Raw genomic sequence first — 17,884 nt, forward strand, 5'->3', positions numbered from 1 at the left:
GCCGTTATTCGGGGCGTTTGCCCTGAGAGGCGGGCGCGAGGTTGTCCCCCTTGAGCCAGGCGGCGATCACCGTGGCGATGCGCGGCCCGGACTTGCCGTCCCACAGCACCGGCAGCTCGCCGGCCGGCGTGGCGGCCCCGTCGGCCAGCGCCTTCTCCGCCGCGGCGGGCAGCAGCGCGGGCGTGACCAGGCGGTTCGTGCCGTGGGTGATCGTGATCGGGCGCTCGGTGTTGGGCCTGACGGTCAGGCAGGGGACGCCCAGCATGGTCGTCTCCTCCTGGACGCCGCCGGAGTCCGTGACGACCAGCGCGGCACCCCGGACGAGTGAGAGGAAGTCCACATAGCCCAGCGGGTCGACGACCTTGATCGACTCGCCGTCCACGAGACCCGCCTCGGCCAGCCGTACCTTGCCGCGCGGGTGGATCGGCACCACGATCGGGACCTGCCGCGAGACCTCCAGCACCGCGTCCACCAGCTCCTTGGCGGCCTCCGGGCTGTCCACGTTCGCGGGGCGGTGCAGGGTGGCGACCGCGTAGCGCTCCGGCAGGCCGAGCCGCGCCACCACGGGCGCCGGGTCGAGCTTGGGCAGCGCCGAGAACAGGCTGTCGATCATCGGGTTGCCCACCAGGTGCACCTTGGCCGCGGGCACCCCCTCGTTCGCCAGGAACGCCAGCGCCTCCGGCGAGGTCGCGAAGAGCAGGTCGGCCAGCGCGTCGGTGACGACCCGGTTGACCTCCTCGGGCATGCCGCGGTCGAACGAGCGCAGCCCCGCCTCCACGTGCGCGGTCGGCACGCCGAGCTTGGCGCAGACCAGGATCGCGGCCAGCGTGGAGTTCACGTCGCCGTAGACCACGACCAGGTCGGGCTCGTGCTCCTGGACGACCTCCTCCAGGCCCACCAGCAGCGCCGCGGTCTGCTTGGCGTGGCTGCCGGAACCCACCCCCAGGTTCGCGACCGGCTCGGGCAGGCCGAGGTCGGCGAAGAAGACGTCGGACATCAACGCGTCATAGTGCTGACCAGTGTGGATGATGCCCTGCCGCACGCCGAGCTCGCCGAGTGCCCGCACCACCGGGGCCGCTTTCACGAAATTGGGACGAGCACCCAATACGTGCAGGACCAGGGGGTTCTCCCTCATTGACCTCGCCTTTCATAGCGGAAGGGAAAAAACGCTGCCTATGGTACGGTCCCACCGTGGCATCCGACGCCAGTCGTCAAGACTCCTCCAAGGTTTCCGCGAAGTCCGCCCGTGCCGGCGTCGGTGGGCTTCTCAAGGGATTCGTCCAGCACCCGATCATCGTCTCCCGCGTGGTGATGACGAAGGTCAAATCTGATCCCGTGCGGGTGGCACAGGCCGCCGCCGACACACTCCCGCCCAGGTTGCGGCCCATCGTCGGCAGCGTCGCCTGGCCGGCCGCCCGCCGGGCCCGGCGCATGGTGCGCAAGTTCGGCATGCGCGTGGTCAAGGGGCCGTGGAACGAGGCCAAGGAACACTGGGACGCCGGCCGGGTCAGCGAGGCCGCCGCCGTGCTCGAGGCCCACACCAAGTACCCGTTCGTCAAGCGCAGGGCCGCCTACTACCGGGGCGAGCTGGCGGCGATCAGCCCCGACCCGATCCCGCCCGGGCCCAAGGTGGCCATCCTGAGCCGGGTGCAGAACCGGGTCCTGCACGTGGTCACCAACGCCCTGCCGTACACGCAGGCCGGCTACACCGTGCGCACCCACCGCATCGTCACCTCGCAGAAGGCCGCCGGGATCGACCCGCACGTGGTGACGAGCTGGGGCTGGCCGATGCTGCAGGGGCACGCGGACGCGACGCCGTACGAGGAGCTCGACGGCATCCCCTACCACCGGCTGCTGCCCGAGCCGCACCGCGAGATGCCGTTCGAGACCCAGGGCCGCATCGTCAGGGGCGCCGACCGGGTCACCAAGCTCACGGCCGAGCTGCGGCCGCAGGTGCTGCACGCCGCCACCGACCACCGCAACGGCTCGATCGCGCACGCCGTGCGCGACAGGACGGGCACCCCGTTCGTCTACGAGGTCCGCGGCTTCCTGGAGGAGACCTGGGCCTCCCGCGACCCGAAGCGCATCGGCAGCCAGCGGCACGTGCTCCAGCGCGAGCGCGAGGCGTTCCTGATGCGCGAGGCCGACGCGGTCGTCACGCTGGCCGAGACCATGGCCGCCGAGATCGTCGAGCGCGGCGTGCCCAGGGAGAAGATCCACCTGGCGCCCAACGCCGTGGACGACACGCTGCTGACGGCCCACTACGACGGGGCCTCCTTCCGCCGCGAGTACGGCATCGGCGACGACGAGATCGTGGTCGGCTCGGTGTCCAGCATCGTGGCCTACGAGGGCTTCGCCACCCTGCTGCGGGCCGCCGCGCTGCTGCGCGACCAGCGAGCCCCCGTGCGCGTGCTCATCGTGGGCGACGGCACCGAGCGCCCCAACCTGCTCGAGCTGGTCGAGGAGCTGGGGCTGAGCACCGCGATCCTGCCGGGACGCGTCGGCCCTGACGAGGCGCTGCAGGCGCAGGACGCCATCGACATCTTCGCCTGCCCGCGTGAGGATCTGCGGGTTTGCCGACTTGTTACGCCATTGAAACCGGTCGAGGCGATGGCGCTCGGCAAGCCCGTCGTGCTCAGCGATCTGCCCGCGCTGTCCGAGCTCGTCGGCTCCGACGGCGCCGGGATGCTCGTGCCCGCGGGCGATCCGGCCGAGCTGGCCAAGGCGATCGCCGGGCTGCGGGAGGACCCGGCCAAGCGCGCCGAGATGGGCGAGGCGGGCCGCGCGGAAGTCGCGGCCAAGCGGACCTGGAGCCGCGTTGCCGAGACTTATCAAGCCCTATACCGCTCCCTTGCCGATTGATGACCATGAATCTTGCTTCCGTTTGGGACGGGTTCGGTCGCATTAGGCGTGAGCTAGGTGGACTTGAGATAACCTTTGCGACCATGAAGTGTTGTTTCCGGCTCCCAAAGGCACAGCTGTGACAGAAATCGACTTGACTGTCATCGGCCTGGGCTACGTCGGCATGCCTCTCGCCAAGGAGGCTGTGGCCGCCGGCCTGCGGGTCGTCGGCCTGGACGTGGACCCCACCAAGGTCGACGCGCTCAACGCCGGGCAGTCCTACATCGATGACCTGACCGACGCCGACCTCGAGCACATGCTGGCCAACGGGTTCAGCGCCACGCTCGACGAGGCCGTGCTGGCCAGGAGCAACACGATCGTCATCTGCGTGCCCACCCCGCTGGACGACGACCACCGCCCCGACCTGTCCGCGGTCGAGGGCGCCACCAAGACCGTCGCGCGCAACCTGAACAAGGGCACGCTCGTCGTGCTGGAGTCCACCACGTGGCCCGGCACCACCGACGAGCTGGCCAGGCCCCTGCTGGAGAGCTCGGGGCTGAAGGCGGGCGAGGACTTCCACCTGGCCTTCTCGCCCGAGCGCATCGACCCGGGCAACCCCAAGTTCGGCCTGCGCAACACCCCCAAGGTGGTGGGCGGCTACACGCTGACCTGCCGCGACCGCGCGACGGCGTTCTACGGGCAGTTCATCGAGCAGGTGGTGCCGGTCAGCGGCACCCGCGAGGCCGAGATGGCCAAGCTGCTGGAGAACACCTACCGTCACGTCAACATCGCCCTCGTCAACGAGATGGCGATCTTCTGCGACGAGCTCGGCATCGACCTGTGGGAGGCCATCGAGGCGGCGGCCACCAAGCCGTTCGGCTTCCACAAGTTCCTGCCCGGGCCCGGCGTCGGCGGGCACTGCATCCCCGTGGACCCGTCGTACCTGTCGTACACGGTGCGCAAGCTCGGTTACCCGTTCCGGTTCGTCGAGCTGGCGCAGGAGATCAACGAGCGGATGCCCTCGTACGTGGTCGCCCGCGTACAGCGGTTGCTCAACAGGCATAAGAAGCCCGTGAACGGCGCCAAAGTCGTTATGCTCGGCGTCACCTACAAACCGGATATCGCCGACGAGCGGGAGACCCCGGCGCTCCCGGTGGCGCGTGCGCTGCTGGAGCTGGGCGCGGAGCTCTCGTTCGCGGACCCGTACGTCAAGGAGTGGGCGGTGGACGGCACCCCGGTGCCGCGTGAGGAGGATCTGGCCGAGGCCGTGATCAACGCGGACGTGACGCTGCTGCTGCAGCAGCACGCCGCGTTCGACCTCGACATGGTCGAGGCGAAGGCCAAGCTCGTGCTGGACACCCGCGGCGTGCTCGCCGAGGGTGAACGCGTCGAGCGGCTGTAGCGACGGAGGGCTGCGCGCAGTGCACGTGCTCGTCATGACGGTGGTGCATAACCCCGAGGACGCGAGAATTCTGCATCGGCAGATCCGTGCCCTTGTGGATGCCGGTCATGAGGTCACGTACGCCGCGTCGTTCACCGCGCACGGCGTCGTCCCCAGACCGTGGGTCAACGGGGTCGATCTGCCGCGGGCCGTCCAGCGCAAGCGGATGGCCGCGGTCTGGGCCGCCCGGCGGCTGTTCAAGCGCATGCGCGACAAGGTGGACCTCGTCCTCATCCACGACCCCGAGCTGCTGTTCGCGGTGTGGGGCATCCGCAACAGGCCGCCCGTGGTGTGGGACGTCCACGAGGACACCCCCGCCACGCTCTCGCTCAAGCCGTGGCTGCCGTCGCTGCTGCGGCCCCCGGTGCGGTTCCTGGCACGGATGCTCGAAGGCACCGCCGAGCGCCACATGCACCTGCTGCTGGCCGAGACGGCGTACGCGGGCCGGTTCAAGCACGCCCACCTGATCGTGCCGAACGAGACCTGGGTGCCCGACTCCGTCACCCCGCCCGGCGACGACCGGATCGTCTACCTCGGGTGGCTGTCCCGGGCTCGCGGTGTGGTCGAGGCGGTCGAGGTGGCCAAGCTGCTGCAGCCGTACCGGGTGGCGGTGGAGCTGATCGGGTACGCCGACCCGCAGAGCCGTCCCATGCTCAACCAGGCCGTCACCGAGGGCCTGCTGGAGTGGCGCGACTTCATGCCCAACGACGAGGCGCTCAAGCGGCTCGACGGGGCGCTGGCGGGTCTGTCGCTGCTGCACGACGAGCCGAACTACCGGCACTCCATGCCGACCAAGATCGTCGAGTACATGGCGCACGGCATCCCCGTCATCACGACTCCGTCGCCGCGCGCGGTCGAGCTCGTGGAGCGCTACGACAGCGGTGTCGTGGTGCCGTGGCAGGACCCGAAGGCGGTCGCGCAGGCCGTGCTGACGCTGCGCGACGACGTACGGGAGCGGCGGGCCCAGGGTGCGCGGGGCTATGCGGCGGCCCGCGCGAACCACCACTGGCCCAACTCGGCCAAGCGGTTCGTCGCGCAGCTGGAGTCCTGGGCCGGGGTCAAGCCGTAACTTCCGAGGGCGGAGTAGGTTCCTGAACGTGCGCTGGCTCTTCGTGGTCGCGGGCGCGGCCATCCTGGCCGTGGTCGCCGCCGTGATCATCGTCCTGCCGTCCGGCGACCCGGAGCCCGTGGCGGTCAGGTCCGCCGCGCCCAAGCCGTCGAGCACCGAGCCGACGCCGGCGGTGAGCGAGTTCACCGACCCCTGTGGAACGTTCGACACCGACAAGAAGGCCCCGTACGCGGTCACCGGCTACTGGATCACCCCCAAGTCGAACCCCTGCACCTGGCGCAAGCAGCTCCAGGAGATCCACAGCGTCGGCGGCGACACGATCATCAGGATCGGCTACGGCCTGCAGTTCCGCACGGTGAACGACGCCGGCGAGATCCTGAAGGACGGCACGGTCGACTCGCTCTACGAGCCCTGCGAGGAGGACGGCCTGAGCTGCCACGACGCCGCCGTCCAGGACCTGCGGGAGGCCAACCCGGACAACCGCGTCGGCCGCGTGTACGTCTACCGCACCGACGAGCTGTTCGGCCAGGACCTGTTCCGCTGCCCCGCCATGGAGCACGCCGTCGAGGTCGGCAAGCGGACCTACTACCGGCTCATCACCCAGCCGGACGGCTCCGACGACGCCACCTGCGACTTCAGCAGCAAGGCCAGGTCGTACGACCTGATCCTCGTGGCCGGCTCGAACCAGGGCAAGGACAGCCTGACCCAGCTGCTCGACCTGGGCGACCAGTTCGGCATGCGCGTCTTCCCCGCGCTGCCGCTCGCCCCGCGCGACTCCAAGGCCAAGATCAGGGCCGAGAAGCGCCACCTCGGCACGCTCACCACGCTGACCCGGCGCATCCTGCAGGACTACGGCGTGCGCTTCGCCGGCCGCGACTCGCTCGGCGGCGTGTACCAGCCGTTCGAGGTGCAGATGTCGGCCACCCTGGCCACCAACCCGACGCTGGAGGTCTACGCCGACCAGCACACGATCGTCGAGCAGGAGCTCGGCAAACCGATCCTCATCAGCCCCTACCTCGACGCGCGCAAGCGGGTCGCCTTCGGGCAGACGCCCAAGCAGGTGGCCGAGGGGTTCAAGGCGCTGGTGAAGACCGGGGTCGGGATCATCGCGCCGCAGGACAGCCGGGGGACGGGCAAGGTCGGGCTGTTCTGGCCCGACGAGCGGGACAACGAGGTGGACGAGCGGCTGCGCTCGATGGTGGGGGAGTCCACGTACGACACCGCGTACCACGGGTCCACGCGCGACTACTACCGCGAGATGGCGGCGGCCCGCGAGGAGATGATCGACCAGGGCTATCACGTGGAGCTCTGGGCGAACGTCGAGGCCTTCGAGCCCTCCGGGGAGCAGCCCTGCGCCCCCACGGGCACCCGCGGCAAGACGGACAAGAAACGCCTGGACCAGGCGGTGACGATGGCCGGGCGTTACGTGCAGAAGATCGTCTCCTATATGTGGAGCGATTTCATGACATGTGGTGATCCGTCGCTTGAAACGGAGATCTCCCGGGACTGGCAGCGGCCGATCGCGGTGGACGCGATCCGGCGGCCGCGCGACATCCAGGACGGGGTCGAGGTACGCGGCTACAACCTCAAGGACGGCACCGTCACCATCACGTGGTCGGGGGGGACCAAGGAGATGGTGGTGTCCGCTGTCGGGTGGCTGGACGAGGACCCGATCGAGGAGGAGCTGCCGGTGGGGATGGCGACGGCCTGGGTGCCGTTCGACTGGGCCCAGGTGCCGGCGGGCGAGTGGGTGCAGATCGGCGTCAAGCTGCCCTCGGGGCAGGCGACCACGGAGCCGCTGCACGTACGCATCTCCACGCAGGCGGCCGGGACAGAAGGAGCAAACTGACCGGGCGGAGGTTTCCCTGGTACGCGCCGGCCGGGGGCGGCTGTCATCCGGTTCGCTGGCCCGTACTCCTGCGTGTAACGTGCCTGCCATGGTCCCGAGCATCCCGGTCAGTGTCGACCTGGTCGTGCTCACCGTACGCAACCAGGCGTTGTGTGCCCTCGTGTGGCGCCGCGACAACCCGCCGTTCCTGCGCCGCTGGTCGCTGCCCGGCGGCTTCATCCAGCTCGACGAGGACCTTCCGGCCGCCGCCCACCGCCTCCTGTCCGAGCGGGCGGGCCTGCCCGGCGTCCCGGTCCACCTGGAGCAGCTCCAGACGTACGGCTACCCGGACCGCGACCCGCGCCAGCGGGTCCTCAGCGTCGCCTACCTGGGGCTGGCCCCCGACCTGCCGGCCTCGGAGAAGGCCCACATGAGCTGGCAGCCGATCGACTCCCTCGCCGTCATGGCCTTCGACCACCGCCGCATCATGGTGGACGGGATCGAGCGGGCGCGGGCGAAGCTGGAGTACACGTCGCTGGGGGCGGCGTTCTGCCCGCCGCAGTTCACGGTGGCGGATCTGCGCAGGGTGTACGAGATCGTCTGGGGCCGCCAGCTCGACCCTCGCAACTTCCACAGGAAGGTCACGAAGGCGGAGGGCTTCCTGGTGGAGACGGGCGGCACGACGACCCGCGACGGCGGCCGCCCGGCCAAGCTCTACCGCCGCGGCCCCGCCGAGCTCCTCCACCCCCCGATGCTGCGCAGCCTCAAGGAGTAGCCACAGGCGGCACCGGCTCCCCGCCGAACCCTCGTGGCCTCGTCCACCCAGATCACCGAGCCACGGCGGGGTGTTCTCCCCGCGGCCTCGACCGCGCAGGGAAGCCGGTGATCCCGATGGTCCCGGCCGAAAGTACCGTCGGGGACCGCGAGCCCCGTCTCGCGGTCGATGCCCGCCTCCGGCCGCATCCACAGGATGAGGCCCATGCCGTACGAAAAGCACGCCTCCTCCTCCGGCCGGCCGCGGATCACCGCGCTCGACGTCCTGCGCGGGTTCACGCTGTGCGAGATCCTGCTCGCCAACATCCAGCTGATGGCCAACGGCGGCAGCGCCGTCGCGGCGCAGCCCATGGGCGCCTGGGATCCCTGGCTCGGGCTCCCGATCTTCTCCCTGCTGTTCGGCATCGGGTTCTCGCTGCTGCTGGACTCCGCCGCGAGCCGGGCTCCCCGCCCATGGCTGGTGCTGCTGCGCCGGCTGGTGGCACTGCTCGCGATCGGCCTCGTGCACATGCTGCTGTGGCCGGGCGAGATCCTGCACACCTACGCCGCCGTCGGCCTGCTGGTGCTGCTGCCCTCGACGTGGCTGCCGCGATGGGCCGTGGCGGGCCTGTCCGCCGCGCTCCTGGCGGTGGCGGTGATCGGCGGGGGCGGTCCCCTGCTGATCGCCGGGCTGTTCCTGCTGGGCTCCGCACTGGTCCGGTACGGGGTGGCCGACAAGATCGGGACGTCCACCCGCGGGCCGCTCCTGCTGGGCCTGGCCTTCGCGGCGGGACTGGCCGCCGCCCTGTGGGCGCGGGCCGGGGCGGGCCCGAACCAGCCGGCCTTCATCACCACCCTGGCCGATCTCCTGCTCGCCGGCGTGTACGTGTGCGCCCTGCTGGTCCTGCTCAGAACGCCGCTGCGAGCGGTGCTGGAGCTCGTCTTCGTGCCACTCGGGCGGATGGCGCTGACCTGCTACCTGACCGCCACCCTCCTCGTCGTGGTGGCCGGTCGCCTCCTCGGCCTGCCGATCGGCCAGTCCCTGACGGTGGCGTACCTCGCCGCGGGAGCCGTCCTGGCGGCCCAGTGGCTGTTCTGCACCCTCTGGCTGCGCCGCCACCGCCAGGGTCCCGTCGAGTGGGCGTGGCGGTGGGCCACCTGGGCTCGCCGCCCTGCCCCGCGCCTCCCCACGAGCTGAGACGCCGCGTCGAGACCGCCGCAGCGCGGCCACAAATGGTGATGAACCGGTGACGATGTCGAGTTGCGCCCCTTAGGATCTACGCGTACCCGGCGACAAGGAGACGACGGTTGATCGCGACGGCGGCGCGGTGACGTTGCTCGCGGGCCGTTACCGGCTGCTGGCGCAGCTCGGGCAGGGCGGCATGGGCACCGTCTGGCGGGCGATGGACGAGCTGCTCCGGCAGGAGGTGGCGATCAAGGAGGTCAGGCTCCCGCCGGACCTCGACGAGGCGGCCAGGACGGAGCTGGCCGACCGCACGCTGCGCGAGGCGCGCGCCGCCGCGGCGCTGCGCGACCACCCGTCCATCGTGACCGTGCACGACGTGGTGCTCGACGACGGGCGGCCCTGGATCGTCATGGAGCTCGTACGCGGCCGCTCCCTCGACCGGGCGGTACGCGACGAGGGCCCCCTGCCGCCTGCCCGGGTCGCCGGGATCGGCCTGCGGATGATCGAGGCGCTGTCCGCCGCCCACGCGACGGGCATCCTGCACCGCGACGTGAAACCCGCGAACGTCATGCTCACCGGAGACGGGCGGGTGCTGCTGACCGACTTCGGCATCGCCACCATCGCCGGCGACGTCGCGCTCACCCAGACCGGGCTGCTGAGCGGCTCGCCCGGCTACATCGCCCCCGAGCGGCTGCGCGGCGAGCCCGACGGGCCGCCCGCCGACCTGTGGTCGCTCGGCGCCACCCTGTTCACGGCGGTGGAGGGCGCCGCGCCGTTCGCCCGCCACAACGAGGCCGCGGTGCTGGCGGCCGTGCTGATGCAGGAGCCCGCGCCCTTCCGGCTGGCGGGGCCGCTCGGGCCGGTGCTGGCCGCGATCCTGGAGAAGGACCCGGCCCGCCGCTGCTCCCCGGAGCAGGCGACCGCCTGGCTGGCGCCCATCGCCCAACGCGATCACCCGACCGGCGGGCACGGCGCCCACGTGACCGGCGGGCACGGCGACCGGTTGACCGGGGGGCACAGTGGCCATGGCGTAGGCGGGCAGGGCACAGGCGGGCAGGGCGTCGCCGGGCAGGGTACAGCCGGGCAGGGTACAGCCGGGCAGGGGGGCCGGGGCGCCGGCACGGCTCCCGGGCGGCAGGGCCCGCCGTTCCTCGGACCGGAGCCGGCCACGCAGGGCAGCCGGCCGCGCCGGCGCCGCACCAAGGTCCTCGTGGCCGCCGCGCTCGCGCTGGTGCTGACGGTGACCGCCGGCGTCGTGGTCGTGCCGCGACTGTTCCCGAACGCCGTCCGGCTCATCGGCTACGCGCTGGCACCCCGCAGCACCTTCACCTTCACCCCGTCCCCGAAACCGAGCGCGACCCGCTCCACCCCCGCCCCCCAGCTCGTCGGCGAGTTCGACGCCTGCGACCTGCTGACGAACGCGCAGGTCCGCTCGTTGTTCGGCCACGCGGTGAAGCGCCAGTGGCTGGTGGAGTCGACCTGCTCGTGGCGCGGCGGCAGCTTCCAGGTGCTGACCCTCACGGCGTACCGGGCGCCGAGCGCGTCGATGGCGGCCCTGGTGCACAAGCAGACCGTGAGTTACATGAAGGACGAGCCGAAGCGCACCCCGGGCACCAAGGTCCGCCAGGGCCCGGCCGTCGGCGACGACGCGTACAGCCACACGGGCCCGATGGGCGGCCTCGTCTGGCAGGGCTCCCCGATCCACACGACCAAGGTCGCGTTCACGCTGGCGAACGTCTCGGTGAACATCACCGTCCAGGGCGGGGGCCGGGGCTTCGGCGCCGCCGACAAGGCCGCCGAGCTGGTCGAGAGGGCGCTCGGCAAGCGCAAGCGGGCCGCGGGCACGGGTTGAGGCCTCATCTAGAGTGATGCCATGCCTCGTTTCCGCCACATCCTGGACACCATGGCCGCCTACAAGCCGGGCAAGGCGGTCGCCGCCCCCGACGGGCGGTCGTACAAGCTGTCCTCCAACGAATCCCCGTACGACCCGCTGCCCTCCGTGGTCGAGGCCATCGCCGAGGGCGCGCGGCAGGTCAACCGCTACCCCGACCCCGGCGCCGTCCAGCTGACCGAGGCCATCGCGGAGCGCTTCGGCGTGCCGGCCGAGCACGTCGCGCTCGGCCCCGGCTCCGTGACGGTGGCGCAGCAGCTCTTCGAGTCGGTGGGGGAGCCCGGCGTCGAGGTCGTGTACGCGTGGCGGTCGTTCGAGGCGTACCCGCTGCTCGCGGACCTGGCCGGGGTGCGGTCCGTCATGGTGCCGCTGGCGGGCGAGGACCACGACCTGGACGCCATGGCGGAGGCGATCACCGACAGGACCCGCATGGTGTTCGTGTGCAACCCGAACAACCCGACGAGCACCGCCATCCGCCGGGCCGCGCTGGAGTCGTTCCTCGACCGGGTGCCCGAGGACGTGCTGGTGGTGCTGGACGAGGCCTACCGCGAGTACGTGCGTGACGAGGACGTGCCCGACGGCATCACGCTCTACCGCGACCGGCCGAACGTCGCCGTCCTGCGGACCTTCTCCAAGGCGTACGGGCTGGCGGGCCTGCGCGTCGGCTACCTGATCGCGCCGGAGCCGGTGGCGACGGCCGTGCGCAAGACGATCATCCCGTTCGCGGTGAACCATCTCGCCCAGATCGCCGCCATCGCCTCGTTGCAGGCCGAGGACGAGCTGCTGGAGCGGGTGGAGGCGGTGGTCAAGGAGCGCACCCGCGTGCGCGAGGCGCTCATCGCGCAGGGCTGGACGGTGCCGCCCACCGAGGCGAACTTCGTCTGGCTCCGCCTCGGCGAGCGCACCCCCGCCTTCGCCGCGGCGTGCGCCGCGCAGGGCGTGGCGGTGCGGCCGTTCGGCGAGGAGGGCGTACGCGTGTCGATCGGCTCGCCCGAGGCCAACGACGCGTTCCTGGCCGCGGCGCAGGAGTTCCGCCGGTAGGGCGCCTCAGCCGAAGTAGTGGCCGAGGTCGAGGTCGGTGAGGAGGCCGGGGTGGGCCGGCTGCCAGCCCAGCAGGCGCCGCGTGCGCTCGCCGGACGTCGGGTTGTCGAGCGGGACGACGGCCGCGAGGAACCCGAAGTGCGCCTCCGCCTGGTCGGACGGGATGGCGGCGACGGGCACGTCCAGGTGACGGCCGATGGCTTCGGCGATCTGACGGAACGGCACGCCCTCGTCGCCCACGGCGTGCAGGCGTGATCCGGCCGGAGCCTGTTCCAGGGCCAGGCGGTACACGCGGGCGGCGTCGAGCGTGTGCACGGCGGGCCAGCGGTTGGCGCCGTCTCCCAGATGGCCGGACACACCCGTGGCGCGGGCGGTGGCGATGAGCATCGGGACGAAGCCGTGCCGGTCGAGCGCGCTGTGCACGGTCGGGGGAAGCCGGACCACCGACGACCTGATGGCACTCTCGGCGAAGTCGATCGCCAGGTTCTCGGCCGCGGCCCTGGCCAGCAGCCCGGGGCCGGGGGCCAGCACGACGTCCTCCGTGGCGGTGCGTCCCGACGCGTGCGACAACACCCCCGTCCCTGAGGTGCCGACGAAGGGCTTGCCGGTGCCGGCGAGCGCCTCGCGGAACGCCCGCAGCGCCGCCAGATCGGCCTCGACGGCGCTCGCGTAGTCTCCGGCGACCATGGCGTCGTGCTTGAACGCGAGATGGATGACCCCGTCGGCGGCCGAGGCGGCCTCGCGCAGGCCGTCCAGGTCGTCGAGATCGCCGAGCCTGGCCTCGGCGCCGAGTGCCTTCAGCGCGGCGGCCGAGGTCTCGGAACGGGCGAGGCCGACGACCTCGTGCCCGGCGGAGAGCAGCTCGGGGACGACGGCCGAGCCGATGTGCCCGGTCGCTCCGGTGACGAATACACGCATGGGGAAGCCTCCTGGGCCCTGAGTGATAGGACTTGGTCTTATCAACGTAGCATGCGATAGGACCAAGTCTCATCACGTAGACTGCGACGCATGGGGCGATGGGAGCCGAACGCGCGCGAGCGTCTGGAACGTGCGGCGCTGGAGCTGTTCGTCGAGCGGGGTTACGACAGCACCACCGCGGCGGAGATCGCCGAGCGCGCCGGGCTGGCGAAGAGCAGCTTCTTCCGGCACTTCACCGACAAGCGGGAGGTGCTGTTCGGCGGCCAGGACGTGCTCAACCGCCTGTTCGCCGACGCGATCACGGGCGCGCCCGACGGGGCGACGCCGATCCAGGCGCTCGGCGCGGCGCTGGAGGCCATGGCAAACGTCTTCACCGCCGACCGGCACGCGTGGGCACACCAGCGACAGGCGATCGTCACGAGCCACGACGACCTGCGCGAACGCGAGCTGCTCAAGCTCGCCGCGCTCACCGGGCGGATGGCGGACGCGCTGCGCGAGCGCGGAGTGCCGGATCCCGCCGCGAGCCTGGCCGCCGAGCTCGGCTGCCTCGCCTTCCGCAACGCCTACGCGCGATGGGCCGACCCGGCCAACGAGCAGGGCTTCGCCGACCTCGCACGCCGGGAACTGGACGACCTGAGAGCGGCCACCGCGACCCTCACCTGAGCCGGCCCCGCGCGCCTTCCGCCCCACCGATCACCTGAGCCGGCCCGTGCGCCTCGCCGATCACCTGCGCGCTTCCCCGCCGCCGATCAGCTCCGCCCGCGCGTCCGATCACTCCTGCCAGCGGTGGCGCCGGCGCTTGATGAGCAGGCCCGTGGCCCCGGCGCATCCGGCCAGCACGACCGACCCGCCGACCAGCCAGCTCGCGTCCTCGCGCCCGGCAGCGTCCGGCCGGTTCGCCGCCATGGGCCTGGCCGGTGGCGCGGCAGCGGCGGCAGCGGCGTTGGGTGAGCGTCGGAAGACCACGTCCGAGCAGGAGTAGTAGGTGTCCGGAGTGTCGGAGTTCTGCCAGATCGTGTAGATGAGGTGCCGGCCGGTCCTGGCGGGGAGCCGGCCCGAGATCGTGTACGACCCGTCCTTCAGCTGGGGGTCGGTGGCCGTGAGGAACGGCTTGCGTTCGAGGTCGGACCACTTCAAGGGCTCGCCGGGGTCGTAGTCCTTCTTCGTGACGTACATCCGGAAGGTGCCCCGGTGCGGGATGGTGCCGCGGTACTTGAAGGCGAAGCGGGCGCCGGGCCGCACCGTCGTGGCGGGCCAGTCGGCGCGCGCCAGGTCGAGGCCCTGGTACGCGGGCAGGCCCCCGCTGCACAGCTTGCCGTCGGGGATCACCTGGCGGTCGCGCCCCGCCACGTTCGCGACCCGGAGATCGTCCCAGGCCCGGGGCAGGACGCCGCCGCTCGCCCGCACCGCCGCCCGGCAGGCCGCGGAGCGGGCCGCCTGCCTGGGGCCCTCCGCACCGCATGCGGCGGCCCGGCTGAGCGGATCCTCCAGCGCGCCGTGCGCGCCCGCCGGTCCGGCGGACCCGACGGCCCACGGCATCGACGCGACGATCACGAACAACATCCGGTACGACCACATCCGGCAGCCTCCCGCCCTCGTCCCACGAGGAGGTACGGACTTGCGGCTGCCCGGGTTCAGTTCGAGGCGGGGACCTTCTCGGGAGCGGGGGCGGATCTGGCCCGCGCGCGCCGCTCGGTGGAGACGACCAGGGCGACACCGACCAGGATCACCAGGCCGCCGAGCACGATCTGCACGGTCACGTGCTCGTTCACGACCAGCACGCCCAGGATGACGGCGACGATCGGGTTGACGTAGGCGTACGTCGAGACCAGCGAGATCGGCGCGTTGCCGAGCAGCCACGTGTACGCGGTGAACCCGACCAGCGACCCCACCAGCACCAGGTACGCCAGCGCCGCCCACGAGCGCCCCGACACGGCCGACACGTCGAACCGTTCCCCGACGGAGGCGCCGACCAGGGCCAGCCCCACGCCGCCTGCCAGCATCTCGACGGCGCTGGCCGTCCACACGTTGGGCGGCATCGGGATGCGCGACGACAGGAACGAGCCGATCGACCACGACACCGACCCCAGCAGGATCACCACGATGCCGGTCGTGCCGGCGCTCTCGCCGCCGCCGTTCAGCGACAGGGCGGCCACGCCGCCGAACCCGACCAGCACCCCGACCAGCGTCAGCACCGCGGGCCGGTCCCTGACCGCGAGCCTGAGCAGCACCAGCCAGAGCGGCACCGACGCCACGAGCAGCGCGGCCAGGCCGCTGGAGATGTGCTGCTCGGCCACGGCCACCATGCCGTTCCCGCCGGTCAGCAGCAGCAGCCCGACCACCGCCGCGCCGCCGGCCTGCTTGAGCGTCATCCTGAAGGGCTCCAGTCCCTTGGTGACCAGCAGGAAGCCGGCGAGCAGCAGGGCGGCCGAGACGAACCGGAGCGAGCCGTGGAACAGCGGCGGCATGGTCTCGATGGCGATCCTGATGCCGAGGTACGTCGAGCCCCACACCACGTAGACGATCCCGAGCGCGCCCCAGACCATGAGCGTCCGGCGGCCGTCAGCAGTGTTCGAACTCATGGCTCATGAACCTACAGGGAGATCCCGACAAAATGCCCGCGAGTATCAGACTTCGGACTGTGGCGGGATATTAGCGATAGGCGGCTTTCACGCCGCTGGTGGCCGCACCGGCCCGCCGGGCAGGATCGAGCCATGTCGAACACCGCCGCCATCGCGCACTTCACCGCCCGCCTGTCCTTCGAGACCGACGTCTCCGACGTGGCCGCCGACCTGGCCGCCTCGGCCCCCGGCCTGGTCGTGGTCGACTCGCGCAACCGGGAGAGCTGGGACCAGGGCCACATCGAGGGCGCCGTGCACCTGCCGCACCGCGAGATCGCCACCAGGGCGGAGGCGATGATCCCGAAGGACGCGACGGTCGTCACGTACTGCTGGGGTCCCGGCTGCAACGGCGCCACCCGCGCCGCCCTGGAGTTCGCCAAGCTGGGTTACCGCGTCAAGGAGATGATCGGCGGCTTCGAGTACTGGGCGCGGGAGGGCTTCGCGGTGGAGACCGCCTCGGGCCTCGCTCGCCGCCCGGTGGACGCGCTGACGGCGCCGATCTCGGGCGCCGCCTGTGCGTGTTGACCGGAGCGTGAACGGCGCTCCAGCGCCCCCACAGCGCCGTACAGCCGCCTTTCCGGCCCCGTATGCCGCAACTCCGCCCGAAATCCGCCAGATCGGTACCACCGGACGGGCCGGCTGCGCGAAACCGCCTGTAAGCCATCGGAATCGTTCATCAAGAACGACACCTCTCGGCGGAGGCCGGCGGGGGAAGGATTTGGTGCCCCCGTCCGAATCCCGTCGATCGGGGGCGTCGGAGAACATACCCCTATCTACACGGGCCAACCAATGAGTTCACCAGAGTCAAAGGGCAAGTTCGCGAAGCTGACACCTTCCGTCAATGTCCGGGGCATGCGCAGGAGCGGGCCCGCGGCTGGCGGACCCGCTCCATGGCGGCCGGCTCAGCGCGGACCGAGCTTCTCCACGATCAGCCGGTAGAGCTGGCGCGGCCTGCCGGGCTGCGGCGTACGGTTCGGCGGTAGCGGCCACGCGAGTCCCTCGTCAACCAACGTGCGCAGCAATCGCCGGGCCGTGCGAGGCGTGACCCCGAGCATCTTTCCGGCACCCTCGGCATCGACCACGGTGTCGCCGCCTTCGAGCTTGGCCGCCAGCCTGGCCAGCACCTCCACCCCCTTCGGCTTCAGTGCGGTGGCCCCGGTCGGCGGCATCCGCGGGGCCGGGATGAGCGCCCGCCCCTCGCGGTCGACCGCGAAGCCCTGTGCCTGCTTGCCCGCCTGCGTGCGGGCCAGCGCGGCTCTGGCGTGCGACTCGGCGTCGTGCGTCGTGCGTCCCATGCCCACGCCGACCTCGACCGCCAGCCCCAGCTCGTCCCTGATCCTGGCGGCGAACGGCAACACCCTGAACCCGTCGGTCGCCGCCGCGATCGAGCCCCTGGTGGCGGTCACCAGGTAGCTGTGATCGTCGATCGGCCAGACGGTGGCGTTGATCCGGTTCGCCTCCTGGACCAGGAGCCGGTGCAGCGACAGCCGCAGCTCGTCGCGCCAGTAGCGCGGCGCGGCGCGGCGTACGGGCTCGCGCAGCGTCGGCACCTCCACCAGCACCACGGTGAGCTGTGACTCCTCCAGCCGGTGATGCGCGCCGAGCAGCGCCGCCGTGTGCAGCGCCGTGCGTACCGCCGCGGAGGTCGGCCTGATCCTGATGACCGGCACGCCCGCGGTGTGCAGGCGTTCGGCCACCGCGGGCAGGCACGTCAGGGCTCCCGTGGTGGCGCCCTGCCGGGCCAGGCGTTCGTGGTAGGCCGCGATCGTGCCGGTGGCGCCCGGCTCGTCGCGGCTGTGCACGTCCGCCGCGGGGATGCCGAGGTCGGTGTAGGCCTCCTCGACATCGGCCCTGCTGACCACGTCGATGCTGACCCGTTGCGGGTCCATGCGGGTGTCCAGCGCGGCCTTGGCCAGCGCCGCCACCAATGCTGCTCCTCCGAGTTGCACGTACGTCGCGGGCATCGTCAGCACGCCGGATCGCCTGGCCAGGTCATAGGGGACCGGGCTGGCGAACAGACATGCGTCGACACCGGGACCGAGCCGCGTCACCTTGTCGGGCGCCTCCTGTTCGTCGCGGTAAGCGGCCGCGACCAGGCGACACGGCAGCGGTGCCGCGGCGTGACCCATCAGCATGACTCGCTCGACCAGGTCGTGGGGTCCGACCACGCCGATGGTGAGGTCCGGTGTCATAGCGCCCGGGCGTGACACTCGGGGAGTTTCTTCGGCCCTCTCGACCAATGTTCGTCCCATCCTGCCGTCCGTTGCAGTGCTCTCTTTTGGAACGATCGCTCGC

At 71.6% G+C, this 17,884-nt stretch carries 15 protein-coding genes; 10 read left to right on the plus strand and 5 right to left on the minus strand.

Annotated elements, in window-relative coordinates:
• Nucleotides 1-4: 4 nt before the first annotated feature.
• Nucleotides 5-1,135, minus strand: coding sequence for a UDP-N-acetylglucosamine 2-epimerase (non-hydrolyzing) (gene wecB, locus AB0I79_RS19850; RefSeq protein WP_357874818.1), 1,131 nt, complete (start codon nt 1,133-1,135; stop codon nt 5-7).
• A gap of 56 nt (nt 1,136-1,191) precedes the next feature.
• Between wecB and AB0I79_RS19855 the strand changes: the two genes are divergently transcribed.
• The 8 genes from AB0I79_RS19855 (at nt 1,192) to hisC (ending at nt 12,050) form a co-directional block, all read left to right on the plus strand.
• A complete protein-coding gene (locus AB0I79_RS19855) occupies nt 1,192-2,862 on the plus strand; it encodes a glycosyltransferase family 4 protein (RefSeq protein WP_357874821.1) in 1,671 nt (556 codons plus the stop codon).
• Nucleotides 2,863-2,995: 133 nt separating this feature from the next.
• Nucleotides 2,996-4,243, plus strand: a complete 1,248-nt coding sequence (locus AB0I79_RS19860) for a nucleotide sugar dehydrogenase (protein ID WP_357874824.1) — start codon at nt 2,996-2,998, stop codon at nt 4,241-4,243.
• Between the two features lie 19 nt (nt 4,244-4,262).
• On the plus strand, nt 4,263-5,351 hold the full coding sequence (locus tag AB0I79_RS19865) for a glycosyltransferase (RefSeq protein ID WP_357874827.1): 1,089 nt from the start codon (nt 4,263-4,265) through the stop codon (nt 5,349-5,351).
• Between the two features lie 28 nt (nt 5,352-5,379).
• A complete protein-coding gene (locus AB0I79_RS19870) occupies nt 5,380-7,200 on the plus strand; it encodes a DUF4434 domain-containing protein (RefSeq protein WP_357874830.1) in 1,821 nt (606 codons plus the stop codon).
• Between the two features lie 88 nt (nt 7,201-7,288).
• Nucleotides 7,289-7,954 (plus strand): NUDIX domain-containing protein, encoded by a 666-nt coding sequence (locus AB0I79_RS19875; protein WP_357874833.1) that lies wholly within the window; start codon nt 7,289-7,291, stop codon nt 7,952-7,954.
• Between the two features lie 204 nt (nt 7,955-8,158).
• Nucleotides 8,159-9,130 carry a DUF418 domain-containing protein gene (locus AB0I79_RS19880; protein ID WP_357874836.1) on the plus strand — a complete coding sequence of 324 codons (972 nt, stop codon included), beginning with the start codon at nt 8,159-8,161 and terminating at the stop codon, nt 9,128-9,130.
• 130 nt (nt 9,131-9,260) lie between these two features.
• Nucleotides 9,261-10,970: a serine/threonine-protein kinase gene (locus tag AB0I79_RS19885; RefSeq protein WP_357874838.1), complete on the plus strand. Its 1,710-nt coding sequence runs from the start codon at nt 9,261-9,263 to the stop codon at nt 10,968-10,970.
• Between the two features lie 21 nt (nt 10,971-10,991).
• Nucleotides 10,992-12,050 (plus strand): histidinol-phosphate transaminase, encoded by a 1,059-nt coding sequence (gene hisC, locus AB0I79_RS19890; RefSeq protein WP_357874841.1) that lies wholly within the window; start codon nt 10,992-10,994, stop codon nt 12,048-12,050.
• A 6-nt stretch (nt 12,051-12,056) separates the two neighbouring features.
• Here the strand turns inward: hisC and AB0I79_RS19895 are convergent, their stop codons facing one another.
• Nucleotides 12,057-12,968 (minus strand): SDR family oxidoreductase, encoded by a 912-nt coding sequence (locus tag AB0I79_RS19895; protein ID WP_357874844.1) that lies wholly within the window; start codon nt 12,966-12,968, stop codon nt 12,057-12,059.
• A gap of 90 nt (nt 12,969-13,058) precedes the next feature.
• Between AB0I79_RS19895 and AB0I79_RS19900 the strand changes: the two genes are divergently transcribed.
• Nucleotides 13,059-13,631 carry a helix-turn-helix domain-containing protein gene (locus AB0I79_RS19900; protein WP_357874847.1) on the plus strand — a complete coding sequence of 191 codons (573 nt, stop codon included), beginning with the start codon at nt 13,059-13,061 and terminating at the stop codon, nt 13,629-13,631.
• A 108-nt stretch (nt 13,632-13,739) separates the two neighbouring features.
• Here AB0I79_RS19900 and AB0I79_RS19905 read toward each other — a convergent pair whose 3' ends face one another.
• Nucleotides 13,740-14,546 carry a lytic polysaccharide monooxygenase gene (locus AB0I79_RS19905; protein WP_357874850.1) on the minus strand — a complete coding sequence of 269 codons (807 nt, stop codon included), beginning with the start codon at nt 14,544-14,546 and terminating at the stop codon, nt 13,740-13,742.
• A 56-nt stretch (nt 14,547-14,602) separates the two neighbouring features.
• Complete coding sequence (locus tag AB0I79_RS19910; protein ID WP_357874853.1) at nt 14,603-15,550, minus strand: EamA family transporter; 948 nt, start codon at nt 15,548-15,550, stop codon at nt 14,603-14,605.
• Between the two features lie 132 nt (nt 15,551-15,682).
• Between AB0I79_RS19910 and AB0I79_RS19915 the strand changes: the two genes are divergently transcribed.
• The gene (locus AB0I79_RS19915) at nt 15,683-16,114 is read left to right on the plus strand and encodes a rhodanese-like domain-containing protein (protein ID WP_357874856.1); all 432 of its coding nucleotides are present in this window, start codon (nt 15,683-15,685) and stop codon (nt 16,112-16,114) included.
• Nucleotides 16,115-16,491: 377 nt separating this feature from the next.
• On the opposite strand, the gene AB0I79_RS19920 is transcribed toward AB0I79_RS19915, so the two are convergent.
• Entirely contained in the window at nt 16,492-17,781 is a 1,290-nt protein-coding gene (locus tag AB0I79_RS19920; protein WP_148438240.1) for a GTP cyclohydrolase IIa, read from the minus strand.
• Between the last annotated feature and the right edge of the window lie 103 nt (nt 17,782-17,884).

The sequence above is a fragment of the Nonomuraea sp. NPDC050202 genome (assembly GCF_040656115.1).
GTDB lineage: Bacteria > Actinomycetota > Actinomycetes > Streptosporangiales > Streptosporangiaceae > Nonomuraea.